The organism is Clostridium sartagoforme AAU1 (genome assembly GCF_000401215.1).
GTDB lineage: Bacteria > Bacillota > Clostridia > Clostridiales > Clostridiaceae > Clostridium > Clostridium sartagoforme.
On record NZ_ASRV01000063.1, the window covers coordinates 1 to 19,481 of the forward strand.

Below are 19,481 nucleotides of genomic sequence, written 5' to 3' on the forward strand. Positions count from 1 at the left end.
CGCAATTTATAACTTAAGTTTTAAAAGACAAAAGTCCTTAACTATTACTTTTCACTTTTTCTGTGAACTTTTGATTTTCTCCAATTCATTTATAAACTCCTCAGAATTTAAATTACTTATATAAAAGACACACATTATGTAATCATGTATTTCTTCGATAATTGTAGTTACTCTTGTATGATTAGTTAAATTATCTACTTCAAACCGTTTATTTAAATTTATATATTTCTTTTTCCCATTTATTTTTATATATTTGTAATCACATGCAAACTCTATTTTAACATCTTCTTGAGTTTTGCTTGCTAAAATCATACCACTTTTAGTATATTTAAAACAATATCCATCTTGTTCGAATACTTGCATTTTATCAATACCTTCTAAAATTTCCTCGTAATTATCCCATTCTCTTTCAATATCTTCTTTATCATAATAATAGTATCTTATATAAATATCTATATTAAAAAGTTTATTGTTGCTATTTTTTTCATCTAAATCTACATATTTGTCTATATGATAATTTTCCCTTAGTTTTATATTTACATTATTTAATCCTTCTTTTATATTTTCACAATTTCTTTTAACTTTGTCTACTGTTTTCTTTAAATCTTCTGGATTTATTGACTTATTAAGTTGAAAATCCATTAAAATCACTTTAGAATCATACCTTACTAAATCTATATTAAATTTATTTTCATTATTTTTATTTTCTATTAAGATTAAATCATCTATGATCTCATTTTTATTTTCTATAGAGTTATTATTTTTTAATACACTTATCAATATATCTATAAATTCTATTCTCTTATTAAGTTTTTTCAAAATTATATAAACATCTTCAATTTTTCTCTCTCCAACCATAGTTATTATTTCAGTTAAATCTAACAATAATCCATTATTACATTTATCTAATTTTTCTATTAAGGAATTAATACTATTGTCAACTTTAATGTTATATTCATTTCTTAAATTATTTTCTATTTTTTCTTGTAATTTTACTTCTCTATCAAATATATATTTATTTACCGAATCTTTATCTAATAAAAGAGTTTTTGCCTTATTCAAGTATTTCAGGCAATTATCATAGCCTTCCATTAATTTTTTCTTAGTTAATTTATCACAACATCTATATAACTTCTTATAATTTTCTATTAGTAAACTAGTTGCCGATAGAGCTTCTAAAATTGATATTTCCATCTCATTTTTACTGTAGATAATTTATATTTATTTTCATAACATAATTCTTCATAATCATCATTTTTGCTTAATTTATTTCTAAATAATGAATTTTCAAGTTCTAATCTTGCTAAATTTATATTATAAATATCCTTTCTTAAATGATGATAGCTTTCAAGTAAATCTTCATTTTCGCTATATTCTTGTATAGCTTTAAATATATCATTTAATATTCCTATAGCTTCATCTAATTTTTTTTCATATTTTGAAGATTTTTTTAGAATATTTAATAATCTCATACTACTCTCCTTCCGATATCTTCTTACTATTCAAATAAATATATTATATTTATTTATGTTATCCTATTTATATTTATTAATTCACTTAAATGCTTTAATAAATATTTTTCTTGACTTATTATTGTACAGGCTGTATTATGTACTTAATTTAGATACAGGTGTATTTTATACAAATACACAAATTGAGGGGGCTTTATAATGAAAAATACATCTCTTATATTAAAAATCTTTATTTCCTTGATAGTTGGAATAAGCATCGGAATATTCTTTAAATATCTAAATATTGATACTCCAATAAGGCTACTTGGGACATTTAGTGAACTCTTTGGAAGCTTTTTATCTTTTGTAATTCCACTTATTATGATTGGGTTTATAGTACCTGGAATAGCTTCTCTTGGAAATAAATCTGGAAAGGCTTTATTGTTAACTACTATCCTTGCTTATATCTCTACTCTTGCTGCTGGGTTTTTAGCATTTTCAGTAGGTTCCTTTTTCTTACCTAAATTATTAAAAGTAAATACTTTAAATATAAGTTCAAGTAGTAATATATCTTCTTTTTTTACTATTGATATACCTCCTATAATGTCTGTAATGTCTGCCTTAGTATTTTCTTTTATTATGGGCGTAAGTTTATCAAAACTTAAAAATAGTATTATTTCTAGCATATTTGATGAGTTCAGTATTATAGTTTCTAAAATTATATCTAGTGTACTTATTCCAATAGTACCTATATATATTGGTGCTATTTTTGCAAAACTTAGCTTTAATGGTGAAATATTTACTACTTTAAAAAGCTTTGCATTAGTGTACATAATACTATTTTCTGTTCAAGGAATATATCTTTTAATTCAATATTTAGTTGCTGGTAGTGTAAAAAATGAAAATCCAATTAAATTGCTTAAAAATATGTTACCTGCATATTTAACAGCTGTTGGTACTCAATCATCTTCTGCTACTATTCCTGTTACAGTTCAGTGTGTTAATAATAATTCCGTTAGTGAAGAAGTAACTGATTTTGTAATTCCTCTGGCTGCAACTATACATTTAGCTGGAGACACAATAACCCTTGTACTAACATCTATGGCTGTTATGTATATGACAGGAAGAACTCCAACATTTTCATTAATACTTCCATTTATATTTATGCTTGGAATTACTATGGTTGCTGCTCCTGGCGTTCCTGGGGGAGGGGTTATGGCAGCTCTTGGAATATTGGAATCTATGCTTGGCTTTGGCTCACTAGAAAAACCTTTAATGATTGCTCTTCATGCCGCTCAAGATAGTTTCGGAACTGCTACTAATGTTACAGGAGATGGTGCTATAGCCATATTAATGGATAAGATATTAAATTCTAATAAAAATAAATCTGAAGCTTTAGATAAAGACTTAAATGATGTTAGTGTTGTAAAGTAAAAAGTAGAACTTTATCATATTAGATTTTACAATCATTATGATAAAGTTCTACTTTTTTGTTACTTTTTATTTTTTATACTAATATTATTACCATCAGATATAACTATTATTTCGCCGTTTATATCCGTTCTATACGTTTCTATTCCATAAGTATCTATAGTTTGTAGAGTTTCCCTATGTGGATGTCCATATTTATTATCTACACCACAACTAATTACTCCGTATTTTGGAGCAATTGCTTTTATAAATTCTTTACTTGAGGATGTACTTGAGCCATGATGTCCAAATTTTAACACATCAGCTTTTAAGTTATCTTTATATTTAGATATAACTTGTTTTTCTGAATAAGCTTCAGCATCTCCTGTAAACATGAATGTTGAGTTTCCAAAGGTTAATTTCATTATTGGGGAATAATCATTAAGTTCTTCATAACTCTCATTAATTGGAGAATAAACATCTATTCTTGCTCCTTTTCCTAAATCAAAACTTGTCCCCTCTTTTATAACATTAATTTTTAATCCTTCTTTCTTAACTGCATTTATCATATTTTCAAAAGTTTTTGTAGTACTAGTTACTTTTGGCATATAAAAGCTTTTAATATGATACTCTTCAAATATCTTTGTCATTCCTCCAATATGATCCTCATGTGGATGAGTAGCAATAACTATTTCAAAATCATCTATATTTTTTTCTTCAAGTTGCTTCATTAATTTATCTACATCACTTTTAGGTCCTGCATCTATTAATATATCAAAGTCATTTACTCTAATGTAAACAGCATCTCCTTGTCCAACATCCAGATAAGAGATTTCTATATTTCCATTTATTTTTTCTGTATTTAAGTCTAAAATATCCTTACCAAAATATGTTGATATTATTGTAAATATGGCTAAGATAACTATACTTATAAACTTCGATTTTTTATTTACTTTTTGCTTTGTCAAAATCTTACCTCCTGCAAACATACATTCTTATTTTAATACATATTATATGCTGAGATTTGAAAAATGTCAAAAGGCGTTACATTTTGTCCTGCAACGCCCCATAGTCATAGTCAAATTATAAATAAAACTTCTGACTATGATAATATTATTTGATTATTTTATAATTTTATTCCTTCTAGCTATTTAATGATTTAAGTTTATTTTGTTTTTTTAGATCTTTGTTAAGTTTATACTTTATTAAAGTTTTAGTTACTGTTGATACTAATATAATTCCAAGGGCTAAAGCACCTGCTGAAGCTAAAGTTTTTATTCCTGTTTCTAGTGACTTCATAACATTCCCTGTAATTGCTTCAACCATTGTATAATACATTCCTCCACCTGGAACTAATGGTATTAATGCTGCTATTACAAAAGTCGTTACTGGAGTTTTTAATATCCTTGCAAAAACTTCTGAATATATACTAAGACCAACAGCTGCAAGGAATAAAGATGTTGTATCAGAAACTCCCAGCCTTAAAGAAAATTTATATATAAACCATCCTAAAGCACCACATAAGGCTGAAAAAAATAGATTTTTACCTTTAATATTAAATACTATTCCAAAAGCAAATGATGCTATAAAAGCAGATAAGATTTCAATTATCATATTTATATCCCCCCAAATGTTCCAATCCAGAAACTTAAAACTACTCCAGTTCCAATAGCAACCGCTATAGCTGTTAAAAATGCTTCTGCTCCTCTTGCAAGTCCAGATACTAAATCACCAGCAACTGTATCTCTTATTGCATTGGTAATTGCCAGCCCTGGTACTAAAAGCATTATCGAACCTATTATTACCTTATCTATATCAAATGCTAGTCCAACTTTTATAGATATAATTGCTAAGAAGGCTAAAATCCCAGCACAAATACTACTAATGAAAAATGAATTTAGCCCCATATTCTCACCTTTTATAGAGAAATATTTAACTACTATTCCTATAAAAAATGCTGCTATAGCATCTTTTATAGATCCTCCAAATAAAAAAACAAATCCAAATGCACCAATTGCTGAAAAAGTTATTGTCACTTTATTTGAATACCTTTTTTCTTTTTCTATTTCATTTAATTTATTCTTTAACTCTTTCACATTATATTTATCTTTTACTATATTCCTTGCTAAATCGTTAACCTTATGAATTTTTTGCAAATCCACTGATCTGTTAGAAATTCTGACCACTAATGATTTTATTTCGCCTTCATGAGATACCGATGCTACAATTACAGTTGGTGTCGCATAACTATCTGCTACTTCTATTCCAAAAGACTTGCATATTCTATTCATTGTTTCCTCAACTCTATACGCCTCTGCTCCACTTTCAAGCATTATCTTCCCTGCATAAGCTGAAACTTGAAGTATACTATTTATATCCATTATTTTTACCTCTTCTATATTCAACTTTATATATTATACAATTCTCACAATAGCATGTCTATATAGATTTTTTATTAAAAAGAGGAAAAACTAAATAGTTTTTCCTCAAAAATTTATATACTGTTTATTATATTTAATATATTTTCAACTGATGCTTTTCTTATTGTAAAAATCATATCTTCATCTATTCTAAGCTTACATTCATTTTCATTTATTTTTACTTTATTCAAATTTATTCCAGTTGATTTTATCTCTTTATATTTAGTTGCTGATATATCTATATCAAATTTATTCTCTTTTGCTCCTGTAATTTTTATTAAGCTTCCTTGACATCCGCTATCTTGTATTTTTAATGTTATTATATTATTTCCTTTTAAGACTAGTTTATTTGCAGGAACCGATACAATTGATACCTTTCCTGTCATAGTCATCCAGCCACCACTTAATTTTATTTTAGATAGTAATTCAAGATCGTAATTCTTTGCAATAACATCTAATAGTTGTCCTAACTGGTACACATTTAAATTATATTTCATTTCTCATACCTCGCAATATTTAATACATATGTTTCTATATAATATTATTTATTATACTATATAGAAGTGAAAATTTCTATCTTTTAATAATTATTATCAAGATATATAGTCTATATCTATATATCCTAAGAATCTACTTACTTCATTTTTTCTATTATATTCATCATGTAAATTAGACAATAAATATAAATTTTTTCTTGCTCTAGTTAATGCAACATAAAAGGTTCTTTTTTCTTCTTCTAAGTTGTTAGATTTAATGGACATATAAGATGGAAATGTATTTTCTTGAAGTCCTACTATAAATACACTATCAAATTCAAGCCCTTTTGATTGATGTACTGTTATTATTGGAATTCTTTTTTTATTAGTTCTATTTATAATCAAATTCTCAAGATCTCCATTTGAAAGACCTGTCAATTTAATTATATCTAATAAAAAATCTTTATTGTTTTTTTGTTATCATCTAAATCTCTTACAAGGACATAAAAATCTCTAAGTCTTTCTATCTTTTCCCTTCCTTCCTTAGCCCCTTCAATATCCCTTCCTGAATATAATGTTTTTATATTGAATTTATTTATAATATCAACTATTATATCTTGAGGTCTTTTAACTTCAGCTTCCTTAAATAATTCATTAACTTTATTGCTAATATATGAAAATGCCTTTATGTGCTTAGACATATAATTTATTCTCTGTATTGATGTGTGAATTAAATCCTTATTTATAGATCTTACTAATAATTCACTAGTTGCTAGTATATCATCCATAGCATCATGACTTGGTTTGTTTTTTGTTTTAAATATTTTACTAAGTGTATCTAATTTATAATTAGGTAAATTAGTATAAAATCTTCTATATATATCTAGAGTATCATAAAAAGTTTTAAATTTATGACCTCCTAAGTTATTCCTATATAACTCACTACTTAAAATATTTATGTCATATTGAACATTATGCCCTACTATAACAGCATCCTTTGAGAACTCCATGAACTCTTTTAATACCTTTTTCTTATCTTCACCATTTTCTTTTAAAAATTCATCACTAAATCCATGTACTTTAAATGATGATTCTACAGTTTTTTTATTTTTTATAAACTTTTTAAAGCTGTCAATAACTTTACCATGTTTATTTATCTTTATAGCTGCTATTTGTACTATTTCATCTTCAGTTACATCTGTTCCTGTACTTTCAACATCAAATACTATTATATTATCTTGTGCAAATTCATTTATTAGTAATGAATATTTTTCTCCATAATTTCTTGCATTTAAATCTATAAAATCACATAATGAAATTCCAACTTCTTTATACTCCTTTGATTCAATAATTTGGAATGTCTTATCTCCTATTCCTGTAGGAAGTCTTTTTACTATTCTTTTTAAGCTTACATTATCATATCTGTTTGCAATAAGCTTTAGAAAAGCTATAATATCTTTTATTTCTTGTCTTCTAAAAAACTTAAATTGATCAACCAGAATAAATTCAAAATCAGAACCATCATATCCAATTATATTTCCAAGTTCTCTACTCAACTTAATATTATAATTATTATCTCTACTTAAAATACAAATCTTTGATATATCTTCGCCTTTTTCTTGTAATGATTTTACTTCCTCAAATATAAATCTAGCTTCTTCCCTCAAATTATTGCATATCTTTAATTTTATTTTCTCACCATTTTCTTTTGTTTCGAGGATATTTCATTTTTGTATAAAGATTTATATTGTAATTCAAAAGCATTCTTTAAAAAGCTTAAAGTTCCATTAGTTATAAACTTAGTTGATCTGTAATTTTTAAAAAATACTATTTCAATAGGATTATATTCTTTCTTATAAAATTCTAATATCTTATTTGGTTCTGAGCCTCTCCACCCATAAATGGTTTGAAACATATCTCCACATAACAAAATATTATTTCCTTTAAATATCTTTTCAATTATAAAATATTCTAATGTACTTGTATCCTGAACTTCATCTATATTTATAAATTTATATGTATTTCTTAAACTTATAACTAATTTATCATCTTTTAATATCTCTTTTGCCTTACATGTTAAATCTGCAAAATCTAACCCATGATTGTTATAAAGCAATGAGTTATATAAATTAACCAAAAAATGGCCCTTTTCTAATAAAAAGTTCTTCATTTCATTATTTAAAATGCCTTTGTCATTACAAATTGAATTTATCTTAGCTTCATTGTATTTAAATATATTTCCTATAGTTTTACTATAATCATCTAAAACATTATCACTATATAAATCAAGTTTAGCTCTTTCTATTTTAATTATATCTATAAACTGTTGTAGTTTATAAACAGAAGTATTATAGTAATTACATTCTTTTATTATTTCTCTACAATCTTCCTCATCAAAGACAATAAAATCAGTAAATATATCACTTCTTTTCTTAGCATCACTTTTAATTAAATCATAACAAAAGCTATGAAAGGTTCTTATAGTAATGTCCTTAGCATCTTCCCCTACAACTTTTTCAATTCTCTCTCTCATTTCTGCACAAGCTTTATTAGTAAAGGTTATACATAATATTTCACAAGCTTTTGCTTTATTACTTTTTATAATATTTGAAATTCTACTTGATAAAGTATTAGTTTTTCCAGTACCTGCCGAAGCAAGAAGTAGAATGTTTTTTTCTAATTCATTTACAACTAAAGCTTGTTCTTGATTTAAAGTCATACTTAATCCTCCAGGCTTTTTACTTTATTTTATCATATCTTATAATTTTCTCTACTAATCAAATCTATAAATTGTAAATATCTCTCTTTTTTAATATGTATAATTAATTTTTCTAACTTATATTTACTAAAATAATTATATTACTATTGTACTCATAATGAAAGTAAATTAAAATTTCATTTTTTACTATTTTCTTAAGCAAAATAAATGTATATTATATAAAGTTTAAGAAATAATACTTATGTAATTTGGTTTAAAAATACTGTTATGTTATAATAATCTAAAAATTATATACTGGAGTTGATTGAATTGAAGGTTAAATATATCCTTATCTTGGTTTTATTTTCACTTCTATATTTTTTAATAAATTATTATATAGGTAGAAAAATACTTAATGGATTTAATTATATTTTCAAAATTTCTCCATTAGTATTTTGGATTATTTTTTGGGTTTTAGCCTTATCATACATAATTTCAATGTTTCTTAATAAATTTATATCTCCCAATTTAACTAACTTTCTTTATTTAATTGGTTCATATTGGATGGGATTATTAATGTACACTTTATTAACTTTTCCTATTATAGGAATAATAAATATAATAATTAGTAAATCACACTTATCAAATAATTTAACTGATAAATACTATATTTATCAAACTATATTAATTGCTTTAGTTTTTATTATAATAACTACAATTGGAAGCTTTAATGCTAAAAACTCTTATGTGACCTCTTTTGATATAGATATAGATAAACCATCTTTTAAAGAACCAGTAAATGTAATTATGGTATCTGATATACATTTAGGAAATATAGTTAAAAATAAAAAACTTTCTAATATGGTAAAAGAAATTAATGACTTAAATCCTGATATAGTAATAATTGCTGGAGATATTATAGATAGTGATATAAAACCATTTCTAAATACTAATATGGGAAGAGAATTTTCAAAAATCAAGTCTACATATGGTACTTATGCCACCCTTGGAAATCATGATTTAATGACTAAGGCTGAAACCCAAATAGTCAAAATACTTGAAGAAAATTCTGTTAAAGTCTTAAGAGATGAATCTATTTTAATAAATGACAGTATCTACATAATAGGCAGAGATGATATTACAATAAATAGATTTTCTGAAAATGATAGAGCTTCATTATTAGATTTAACACATAATCTTGATAAATCTAAAGCTCTTATTGTAATAGATCATAATCCTAAATATATAAATGAAAGCTTAAATGCAAATATTGATTTACAACTTTCTGGTCATACTCATAAAGGTCAAATTGCTCCTGGAAATTTAGTTACAAATAAAATGTTTGAAATTGATTATGGTTATTTAAAGAAAGATAACTTGAATGTTGTAGTTTCTTCTGGGTATGGAACTTGGGGACCTCCTATAAGAATAGGCAGTAGAAGTGAAATAGTTCAAATGAACTTACATTAATATATGCCGAAAAAAACTAATTCTAATAAAATTACTATAGATTTATTAATCTTATACACTTATTAAATAGCTATTTAATATTAAATTAAAATCAAGGGATATTTAAAAACACTTTAAATATCCCTTTAGTTTTAATCTATTTTACTTCGTAACTTAAAGAAATGAATCTTTCTATATCTTCTTCAATAAGCCTTAAAGAATTTCTCCAGAAGTTAACATCATGAACGTCTATATTCATTATTTTTGTTACATCTGCAACCTTTTCTTTGCCTGTAACAGATAATAAATCCTCATATTCCTTACAGAAGCTTTCACCTCTCTTCAAATATTCAGCATATAACCCCTTTGCAAATAAATTTCCAAATGCATATGGGAAGTTATAGAAATTAGCTGTTGCATAATAATAATGAGGTTTCCAAGTCCACATATATTTATGCAAGAAATTATTATCAAGACCATCTCCATAGGATTCTTTTTGAGCTTTTAACATTACATTATTGATTTCTTCCACTGAAAGAGAGCTTTCTTTTCTCTTTTCAAAAATTTCAGTTTCAAATAAGAATCTTGAATATATATCAACTATTACTTGATTACAGTCTGATATTTCTGCTTCTAAAATAGCAAAAGCCTCTTCTTTACTTGCACTTTTAACAGCCCCTCTTTTTACTAATATCTCACAGAAATTAGATGCTGTTTCAGCTAATGTCATTGGATATTCCGAATTTAAAGCAGTTTCATTTTTTAAGCAATGACTATGAAATCCATGTCCAAGCTCGTGGGCCATGGTTACAACATCACTAAAACTATTTCCATAATTCAGTAATATTCTGCTTTCATTTATAGTCTTTATGCTTTCACAAAAAGCACCACCAACTTTGCCTTCTTTAGGCATAACATCTATCCAACTATTATTAAATGCATTAATAGCAAAATCAGCTAAATTATCACTAAAGTTTCTAAAGTTCTTTTCAACAAAAGCCTTTCCTTCTTCATAAGAAAACTTCATTTCTTTGTTTATTACTGGTGCATATAAATCATAAAATGGCAATCCATTTTTATGACCTAACATTTCCGCTTTTCTTCTTAAATATTTTCTAAATGAAGGCAAGCTCTCTTTTATAGCTGTAAGCATTGAATTTAAAATATCTTCATCCATTCTAGATTCCTCTAAAGTCATATGAAGAGGTGATTTATATCCTTTAAGCTGAGCAGTAGTTAAAACTTCTCCCTTAATTCCATTTAATGCTGCTGCAACTCCTTCTTCAATTTTTTCATATGACTTAATTTCTGCTTCATATGCTTTTTTTCTTAAATTTGTATCTGGACTATAGGCCATATTTAAAATAACAGTTAATGGTAATGTTTTATCTTCATTATCAATATTAATATCAACCTTATGTGTTGATATTAAATAATCCTTATAATTTAACCATGCATCTGAACCAGTATTTCTCATTTTAGCAATTATAGCTTCTTCTTTTTCACTTAGCATATAATTATTTTTTTCTATTATTTCACTTATGAAAAACTTATGTTTTCTTAATAAATCTGATGATTTTATTAAACTATCTATATCTTTTATATTTGCTACCCATTTATATATCTTTGTTAATGGCTCTGCTAGAAGTCCATATTTAGAATTTATTACATCTAAATATCTTCTTCCTTCTGGATTCCTTGAATCAGTACTTAAAGTTAAATTAGCATAAGACCCTACTCTATTTAAAAGTAAATTTATATTTTCTAACTTATTTATTAATTCTTCTAATTTTATTAAATCATTTGATTTTTCATCAGTAGATTTAGCGAACCTTTTAAGTTCTTCTATCCCATCATCTACTTTCTTTAAATCTGTAATAAATTCTTTTGAAGTAAATGATGGATATATATTTTTTAAACTCCATTCTAATGACATTTTTATGCCCCCTTTAATATTATTTTTAATACTTATTTTAAATTATATTATTAAATTAAATCGAATTCAATTAATTATACCTATATTGAATAATTTTTATTTCTAAATTCTGATGGCGATATACCTACAACTTTTTTAAATGTATTAGTAAAATGGCTTTGATCATGAAATCCTAATAATATGCTTATTTCTAGTATGCTCTTTTCACTACTTAAAAGTAAAGTTTTAGCTCTTTCAATTTTAATTTCTCTTAAATACTTCATTATAGATATTCCCTTATATCTCTTAAAACATGTTGACGCATATCCTACCGATATATTTAAATTATTACATATCATTTCTAATGAAGTATGATTTTCTATATTTAAATGTACCGCTTGCAAAAGTTTATTAGCTGTGAAGCTATCAGTGATTTCGATATCATTTATAAGTAAATCCATATACTCATTTATCATTTCCATTTCTATAGTTTGCAAATTACTGATGTTATTAGTTTCTTTAATTTTTCTATAAAATTTATTATAGATTGTATGAAGATATTTTTTTGAAATTCCACTTCTAATAATTTCCCTACTATAAATAGCATTCCAAATTATTAAATCATCTTTTTTATGTTCTTTATCTACATCATCTCTAATCTCTGACTTATGCTTTTCTTTAACTATCTTTATTATTTCTTCTTTATTTCTAGATTCCATTAGAAATGATATCTTATTACTAAAAATATTGAAATCTGATTCAAAACTTTCATATCCATCATTCATTAGTATCTCTCCATTCTATAACTTTATAATAATTATATACATATTATATTTTAAATTTACAAATTTAATCAATACACTTTGATATAATTTTATTAAAATATACAATAAAAGGAGTAATTTATGAATAAGTTAGCTGTTTATCATATATCAGATATTCCCTATGCTTATGCCAAAAATGTAAATACCTTAACTATAAGAATACGTACTGCTAAAAATGATTTGAATAATTGCTACATTTATTATAAAGATAGATTTGGAGATGAATCTTTTATAAAGAAAGAAATGTATCTAATATCTGAAGGAGAATTATATTCATACTATGAAGCTGACTTGTCAGTCGCTAAAAATAGGTACAAATATATATTTGAACTTATAGACAAAAATAATGTTAGCTATATTTTAGATGAACGAGGTTTTAGAAAATCTACTTATGAATATATTGATGCAAACTCATTTCACTTTCCTTATATATCTGCCGATGATGTCTATAATGAGAATAAAATTTTACAAGAAGCTATAGTATATCAAATTTTTCCTGATAGGTTTTTTAAAGGATTTAATAAAAGTAACCCTAAGACTATATCAGAATGGGAGATGAAAATATAACTTTCAAATCTATTTTTGGAGGAAATCTACAAGGAATAATAGATAAATTAGATTATATCGAATCTCTAGGAGTAAACTTAATATATCTTACTCCAGTGTTTAAATCTACTTCTAATCATAAATATAATACATGTGATTATTATAAAATTGATGAAATATTTGGAGATAAAGAAACAGCCAAGTCTCTAATAGATAAATGTCATAAAAAAGGGATTAGAGTTATATTTGATGCTGTATTTAATCATTCAGGAGACGATTTTTTTGCATTTCAGGATATTATAAAAAATGGAGAAAAATCAAAATATAAAGATTGGTATCTTATAGATAGCTTTCCTATTAACCAAGAAGCCCTTAATTATTATACTTTTGCAAATAATATATCTAAAATGCCAAAATTGAATATTTTAAATGAAGAAGTAAGAAACTATCTTATCAATATAGGTAAGTACTGGATTAATGAGATTGGAATAGACGGTTGGAGATTAGATGTAAGTGATGAAGTTAGTCATAGCTTTTGGAAAGATTTTAGAAAAGAAATTAAATCAATAAATAAAGATGCAATTATAATAGGTGAAATATTTCATAATGGTTTTGCCTTTCTAAAAGGTGATGAATTTGATGGTATTATGAATTACACTTTCAAAAATGCATGTGTAGATTTCTTTGCTAAAAGAATAATAAATGCAAAAGAATTTTTAAGCATTTTATCCGAAAGTAGAATGTTATATATGAATAGCATATCAAATCAAATGTGGAATTTATTAGGTAGCCATGATACAAAAAGGTTTATTAACGAATGTAATTTAAATTTTTTATCTATGAAACTTGCTATAGTTTTTCAGTTTTCTTATATAGGGGTACCCTATATTTATTATGGTGATGAAATTGGCTTAACTGGCGAAGATGATCCTCTTAACAGAAAATGTATGGTTTGGGATGATTCTAAACAAAATAAAGACTTATTAAACTTTTATAAATTCTTAATAAAACTTAGAAAAGAATATAAATCTTTAGTTTATGGTACATTTACCCCCATATATTATGAAGATAATCTTTTAATTTTTAAAAGAGATTTATGTGATGAATCAATTTTAATATGCTTAAATAGAAATGAACAAAAAATTTACACTAAACTTAATTTTAATATAAATGGCTTTGATTTAATAAATAATTCTTCTTTTAATGTAAGTAAACTTGAAAATATAAACTTTAATCCTATGGAATATAAGATAATCAAACTTAAATAAAAAATAGTTAGATTTTATTTAATAAAATCTAACTATTTTCTATATTTTAAAAGTATACTGTATAACTTTTATTTTGACGCTGATTCCAAGGCTTTATTAACAGCTTCTATTACGCCTTTCGATGAATTTGTTGCTCCTGAGATAGCCTCAACACCTTCTGTGCTTTGCTTTTCGATTATTTCTGGAACTAAATTTTCCTTAACACCATCAACTAAAGTTTTAGTTTCATTATGTTCAACTAAATTCACTTCTAATATCTTTCCCTTTTCAACCTTAACCTCTACTTTTATTGCACCTGAAGCCCCTTGCCCTTCACCTGTGTAAGTTCCATCAGTATATTTCCCACTACCACAGCCAACTAAAATAGTTGCTGATAATACTATTGTACTTAATATTGCAGTTATTTTTTTCATTTTTACTCCTCCTACAATTAAATCCTATTTAATAAATGCTGCTGCATTTTTTCCAGCAGTTCTACCAAAAGTAACTATATCAGCTAATGCATTTCCACCTAATCTGTTTCCACCATGAACTCCTCCAGTTACTTCTCCTGCTGCAAATAGTCCTGGAATTACTTTTGCATCTTTATTTAAAACTTCAGCATTTATATTTATCTTTAATCCACCCATTGTATGGTGTACAGCTGGAGTTACAGGTATTGCATATACTTTTCCTTCATTTAATTGTCTTGGAAGATCTTCTCTATTAAATTCTGAATCTTTTTTATCTAATGCTGCTTTATTGTATTTATTAATTGTTTCTACCATTGTATTCTTATCTATTGATAACTTTTCTGCTAATTCTTCTACAGAATCAGCTTCTGTAACTAATCCCATATTAAAATATTCTTCAGTTGCTTTTAAGCTCTTTCTTAACCCTTCATCAAAGAAGAGATACGCTATTCCATCCTTTTGTTCTAATATAGCCTTTGAAACTACATCTCTTGTAAATAATTCATTTGTGAATCTTTTAGCATCCTTATTAATAAGAATCGCTCCATTACCTCTTACAGCTTCAGTTACCATTACAGCCTTTTCTGGAACAACTGTTGGATGTGTTTGGATTTCTTCCATATCTACTAAATCAGCTCCAATACCTTTTCCAAGGACTATTCCATCTCCAGTAGCTCCATTGTGGTTAGTTGTTGCAAATCCTTTTAAATCCTCTTTATAGCTAACTACCATTTCTTGATTCGCTGAAAATCCGCCTGCTGCAATAATTACAGCTTTTGTATTTATAGTGTACTCTTTTCCTTCTTTATTAGTAACCTTTACTCCAGAAACATTACCCTCTTTATCTAAAACTATTTCCTTTACTTCATTCCATAATCTTAAATCAACTTTTTCTTTTTCAGCAGCTACCTTTAATGTATCTACTAAATGAGCTCCAACAGCGGCTCCCCCTGTTGGTCTGTGAGTTCTATAATTTGTAGCTCCTGCCATTCTACCAACATCTGATAAATCAGCACCTAAATCAGTTAACCATGCAACTGAATCCTTTGCCTCATTAGATAGCTTTTCTACTAATTCTGGATTATTTTTTCATATCCACCCTTCATAGTATCTTCATACATAATTTCTATAGAATCTTCTATACCTTTTGCCTTTTGTTGTTCAGTTTCAGCTGCATTTAAACCACCTGTTGCTCTATTGGTGTTTCCTCCAACCATCGGCATTTTCTCTAAAAGAACAACTTTTTCTACTCCATCTTGTTTAGCTTGTACAGCTGCAGATAATCCTGCACCACCAGCTCCTATTATAACTATATCAGCAGTTTCCTTTTTCCCACCACAACCAACTAGGATTGATGGAACTAAAATTAAAGCTGACATTACTAATGCTAAAGCTTTCTTTTTCATCTAATATTTCTCCCCTTAATCTTTAAGTTATTTACAGCATTAGTATATTAGTTAATTAATATACAATCAATATTATGGTCTTATTGTTTATTTTGGTCTTTTTGTTCTTATTTTTTAAGCATATAATAATTAGTTGGTCTTCCTATTTTTCCATATTCCTGATTTATTTCAACTTTACCTTCTTCCGCCATCTTTTCTAAATACCTTCTAGCAGTTACCCTAGCAAGGCCACTTCCTTTGGCAATTTCCTCTGCAGTTAAATCTTGTCCCTTTTTCTGATTCATATAATTTATTATTTTATCATATGTTTTTAGATTTAAACCCTTACTTAGTTCTTTCTCTTGCATTTCATCACCTGTACAATTTGTACTAATATTTAATATATATTGATCTATATAATCTTGGTTTATATTATCTAAATTTGTTAATTCAATAAATCTATTTCTATAATTAGATAAGGCTTCTTTAAATCTTTCAAATTTAAATGGCTTTATTAAATAGTCAACAGCTCCATATTTAAAAGCTTCATCAACTGACGATTTACATTTATCCGCAGTAATTAAAATAGTATCTACCTGTATCTCTCTAGATCTTATCCATTTTAGTAAATCTATACCTTTTCCATCCGGCAAAAATATATCTAACAAAATTAAATCTATTTTTTCTTTATAAATTTTAATTTTTGCTTCTTCCATATTGCTTGCATCTCCTACAACTACAACGCCTTCAAGTTTATTTAAAAATCTTCTATTTATATCTTTTACCATTGGATCATCTTCAACTATAAAAACTTTAATACTATTCATTTTTATATTTCTACCTCCCAAGTCGTAATTTTATCAGAAGTTAATTTTAAAGTCCCATTTAATGATTCTATTATATTTTTTATATTGTACAAACCAAAGCCTCTTAAATCTCCCTTTGTACTAAACCCTCTTTCAAATATTTCATCTTTAATATTATCATCAATTTTACTTCCATTATTTTTTACTATAATCTTTATCTTTTTATCTTGGAAAATTCCAATATATATGTATCCATTTTCTATAATTTTTACTTCTTCAATAGAATTTTCTAAAAGATTTCCTATAATAGCTAGTATATCTTGAACTCTTATATTATTAGGAATAAACTTTAAATTAGAATTTTCATCAACTTCAAACTTTATTTTCATTTCATCTGATTTATTATATTTAGAAAATATTAACCCTTGTATTGATGGTTCTTTTATTTTACTTAGATTATCTGTAACTATTCCTCTAATACCTGTAGTGTGGAAAATATATTCTAAAGCCTTATCAGTTTCATCTAATTGTATTAAACCAGCTATTGTATGTAACTTATTCATAAATTCATGATTTTGTGCTCTTAAGTTCCACGTTAATTCCTTTACTCCTGTTAACTCCTCTGCCATATTATGAACCTTTGTGAAATCTTGAAAACTAGCAATTGCTCCTACAACCTTACCATATTCACCAATGATGCTATAGAAGTTTCCCATTATTATTATATTATTTTCTAATCTTATTTCTTTATTAAATATTCTACTTCTTCTATACATAACTTCAAATAATAGATTTATTATTTTAGAGTTTATTTTATTACTTGAATTTATATTCAGTATCTCTAAAGCTTTGTTGTTTATTACCGTCACATAACCTTTGTCATTTATTGCTATTAATCCTTCTTCTATATTATTAATTATAGATTCTTTTTCTCTTAATTGATTAGCTATTTCTTCTGGCTCTAATCCATAAATATCTTCTTTTATATTATTAGCTAACTTTTTTGCTAAAAATATTATTATAATAAAAACACCTATAAATACTGGTATTAATCCTTTTACATACTCTTTAACTTCGCTTCTTAAGTCCCTTTTTAACATCCCTACAGCAACAGCCCCAACTTGCACACCATCTTTATGTACTGGTACAAATGCTCTTATAGATTTCCCTAAATGCCCCTCGCCTTCTGATACATATGTTTCTCCATCTTTTAAAACTAACTTTTCATCGCCACCTAAAAACCGTCTTCCAATATTGTCTGGAATAGGGTGTGAATATCTTACACCTTCAGTATTCATTACTGTTATAAATAATAATCCAGTTTTTAGTCTTACTCTTTCAGCAAAGTTTTGAACTTTCAAATGTTTTGGATCTGAGCCATCTGCTAATTCCTTCTGAATCATAGGATTGGCTGCTACTACAAAAGCAGTATCAGTCAAACTCTTGCCTATTGCTTCAGATACTTTATTATTTATAATTGCTATTGAAAAAATGCTTATAATTAGTATTACTGCTATAAAAATACCAATTGTAAGCCTTGAAATTTTCTTTTCTAAAGTCATTCTTATACCTCTATACTATAGTTATTATTTTTGCCACAATAATTATACATTAATATATAAAATGTAACAAATAAAAAAGTGGACATATGTAAATTTGCTTATTCTATCCCTCTAATCTAGGTCACTGCAAACTTTCATATGTCCATTGAAAAACTGAAGAAATTAAGTTATAAAAAGGATGAGAAAATTCTCATCCTTTTACATTGGCTTTATTATACTTAAAACATAATTCTTAAATTCTTCAAAACTTCCAGTTAGTATAGAAGCTCCCTTATTTATTTTTTTACTATTAAAATTATATTCTGCGGAACCATAGTTAAAACTTGCACTTGAAACTATAATACTTGTATCTATAACTCTATAATTAATTTTTGACATTACTATATTTTTGCAAAATTCTATAAAATCATTTGCTTTATCTATATCTTCATTCCCTAATACGTTTAATGTAAATTTAAATAATTCATATCCTCCAATAAGAGGAACCATTTCTCCATTTAAAATATAAAATACTTTACTCATATTATAAAAATATTTCATATTTCCATAACTCATAGTTCTAAATTCATAATTAATATCTAAATTACTATTATTTAATGCTTGGAATTTTTCTGCTATTTCATCCCACGCCTTTGCTTCTGCACTTTTATTATTATTTATAATACTTTTAAATTGAGCAAAAGCATTTTCTAAATCTTTATCTTTATTTACAATTGATCCATTTACAGCTACACTATATTCATTATTTTCATATATTAATTCCACTTTACTATTCATAATTAAACTCCCCTACCTTCAAAAATCTTATTATTATTTAAT

General features: G+C 26.0%; 17 protein-coding genes and 2 pseudogenes. 4 read left to right on the top strand and 15 right to left on the bottom strand.

Features of this window, described 5'->3' with window-relative positions; genetic code table 11:
- Positions 1–51: 51 nt before the first annotated feature.
- Positions 52–1,194 carry a hypothetical protein gene (locus tag A500_RS05145; protein WP_016206525.1) on the bottom strand — a complete coding sequence of 381 codons (1,143 nt, stop codon included), beginning with the start codon at positions 1,192–1,194 and terminating at the stop codon, positions 52–54.
- A complete protein-coding gene (locus tag A500_RS05150) occupies positions 1,176–1,472 on the bottom strand; it encodes a hypothetical protein (protein WP_016206526.1) in 297 nt (98 codons plus the stop codon). Before A500_RS05150 ends, A500_RS05145 begins: the two co-directional genes overlap by 19 nt.
- Positions 1,473–1,670: 198 nt before the next feature.
- Between A500_RS05150 and A500_RS05155 the strand changes: the two genes are divergently transcribed.
- Entirely contained in the window at positions 1,671–2,885 is a 1,215-nt protein-coding gene (locus tag A500_RS05155; protein WP_016206527.1) for a dicarboxylate/amino acid:cation symporter, read from the top strand.
- A 59-nt stretch (positions 2,886–2,944) separates the two neighbouring features.
- On the opposite strand, the gene A500_RS05160 is transcribed toward A500_RS05155, so the two are convergent.
- The 5 genes and pseudogenes from A500_RS05160 to A500_RS05180 all read right to left on the bottom strand — a co-directional run bounded on the left by A500_RS05160 (position 2,945) and on the right by A500_RS05180 (position 8,476).
- Positions 2,945–3,850 (bottom strand): ComEC/Rec2 family competence protein, encoded by a 906-nt coding sequence (locus A500_RS05160; RefSeq protein WP_040436555.1) that lies wholly within the window; start codon positions 3,848–3,850, stop codon positions 2,945–2,947.
- Between the two features lie 154 nt (positions 3,851–4,004).
- Positions 4,005–4,475 carry a threonine/serine exporter family protein gene (locus A500_RS05165; protein ID WP_016206529.1) on the bottom strand — a complete coding sequence of 157 codons (471 nt, stop codon included), beginning with the start codon at positions 4,473–4,475 and terminating at the stop codon, positions 4,005–4,007.
- 2 nt (positions 4,476–4,477) lie between these two features.
- Complete coding sequence (locus A500_RS05170; RefSeq protein ID WP_016206530.1) at positions 4,478–5,242, bottom strand: threonine/serine exporter family protein; 765 nt, start codon at positions 5,240–5,242, stop codon at positions 4,478–4,480.
- A gap of 113 nt (positions 5,243–5,355) precedes the next feature.
- Positions 5,356–5,778, bottom strand: coding sequence for a hypothetical protein (locus A500_RS05175; RefSeq protein WP_016206531.1), 423 nt, complete (start codon positions 5,776–5,778; stop codon positions 5,356–5,358).
- 83 nt (positions 5,779–5,861) lie between these two features.
- A pseudogene (locus A500_RS05180) lies at positions 5,862–8,476 on the bottom strand (3'-5' exonuclease).
- A gap of 555 nt (positions 8,477–9,031) precedes the next feature.
- Between A500_RS05180 and A500_RS05185 the strand changes: the two are divergent.
- Positions 9,032–9,925, top strand: a complete 894-nt coding sequence (locus tag A500_RS05185) for a metallophosphoesterase (RefSeq protein ID WP_242835046.1) — start codon at positions 9,032–9,034, stop codon at positions 9,923–9,925.
- 136 nt (positions 9,926–10,061) lie between these two features.
- Here A500_RS05185 and A500_RS05190 read toward each other — a convergent pair whose 3' ends face one another.
- Both A500_RS05190 and A500_RS05195 read right to left on the bottom strand, forming a co-directional pair.
- Positions 10,062–11,840 carry a M3 family oligoendopeptidase gene (locus A500_RS05190; protein WP_016206533.1) on the bottom strand — a complete coding sequence of 593 codons (1,779 nt, stop codon included), beginning with the start codon at positions 11,838–11,840 and terminating at the stop codon, positions 10,062–10,064.
- Positions 11,841–11,920: 80 nt separating this feature from the next.
- On the bottom strand, positions 11,921–12,604 hold the full coding sequence (locus A500_RS05195; protein WP_016206534.1) for a helix-turn-helix domain-containing protein: 684 nt from the start codon (positions 12,602–12,604) through the stop codon (positions 11,921–11,923).
- Between the two features lie 120 nt (positions 12,605–12,724).
- Here A500_RS05195 and A500_RS21110 point away from each other — a divergent pair, with 120 nt between their 5' ends.
- On the top strand, positions 12,725–13,210 hold the full coding sequence (locus A500_RS21110; protein WP_242835048.1) for an alpha amylase N-terminal ig-like domain-containing protein: 486 nt from the start codon (positions 12,725–12,727) through the stop codon (positions 13,208–13,210).
- Entirely contained in the window at positions 13,192–14,457 is a 1,266-nt protein-coding gene (locus A500_RS05200; protein WP_242835050.1) for a glycoside hydrolase family 13 protein, read from the top strand. The genes A500_RS21110 and A500_RS05200 overlap by 19 nt, the downstream gene beginning before the upstream one ends.
- Positions 14,458–14,525: 68 nt before the next feature.
- Here A500_RS05200 and A500_RS21115 read toward each other — a convergent pair whose 3' ends face one another.
- The 6 genes and pseudogenes from A500_RS21115 to A500_RS05225 all read right to left on the bottom strand — a co-directional run bounded on the left by A500_RS21115 (position 14,526) and on the right by A500_RS05225 (position 19,439).
- A complete protein-coding gene (locus A500_RS21115; RefSeq protein WP_016206535.1) occupies positions 14,526–14,870 on the bottom strand; it encodes an FMN-binding protein in 345 nt (114 codons plus the stop codon).
- A 24-nt stretch (positions 14,871–14,894) separates the two neighbouring features.
- Positions 14,895–15,935, bottom strand: a pseudogene (locus A500_RS05210) (flavocytochrome c); the annotation flags it as partial.
- Between the two features lie 44 nt (positions 15,936–15,979).
- Positions 15,980–16,315 carry an FAD-dependent oxidoreductase gene (locus tag A500_RS21640; protein WP_016206537.1) on the bottom strand — a complete coding sequence of 112 codons (336 nt, stop codon included), beginning with the start codon at positions 16,313–16,315 and terminating at the stop codon, positions 15,980–15,982.
- Between the two features lie 107 nt (positions 16,316–16,422).
- Positions 16,423–17,121, bottom strand: coding sequence for a response regulator (locus A500_RS05215; protein ID WP_016206538.1), 699 nt, complete (start codon positions 17,119–17,121; stop codon positions 16,423–16,425).
- 2 nt (positions 17,122–17,123) lie between these two features.
- Positions 17,124–18,662 (bottom strand): ATP-binding protein, encoded by a 1,539-nt coding sequence (locus A500_RS05220; protein WP_016206539.1) that lies wholly within the window; start codon positions 18,660–18,662, stop codon positions 17,124–17,126.
- Between the two features lie 198 nt (positions 18,663–18,860).
- The gene (locus A500_RS05225; protein ID WP_016206540.1) at positions 18,861–19,439 is read right to left on the bottom strand and encodes a hypothetical protein; all 579 of its coding nucleotides are present in this window, start codon (positions 19,437–19,439) and stop codon (positions 18,861–18,863) included.
- Positions 19,440–19,481 lie beyond the last annotated feature (42 nt).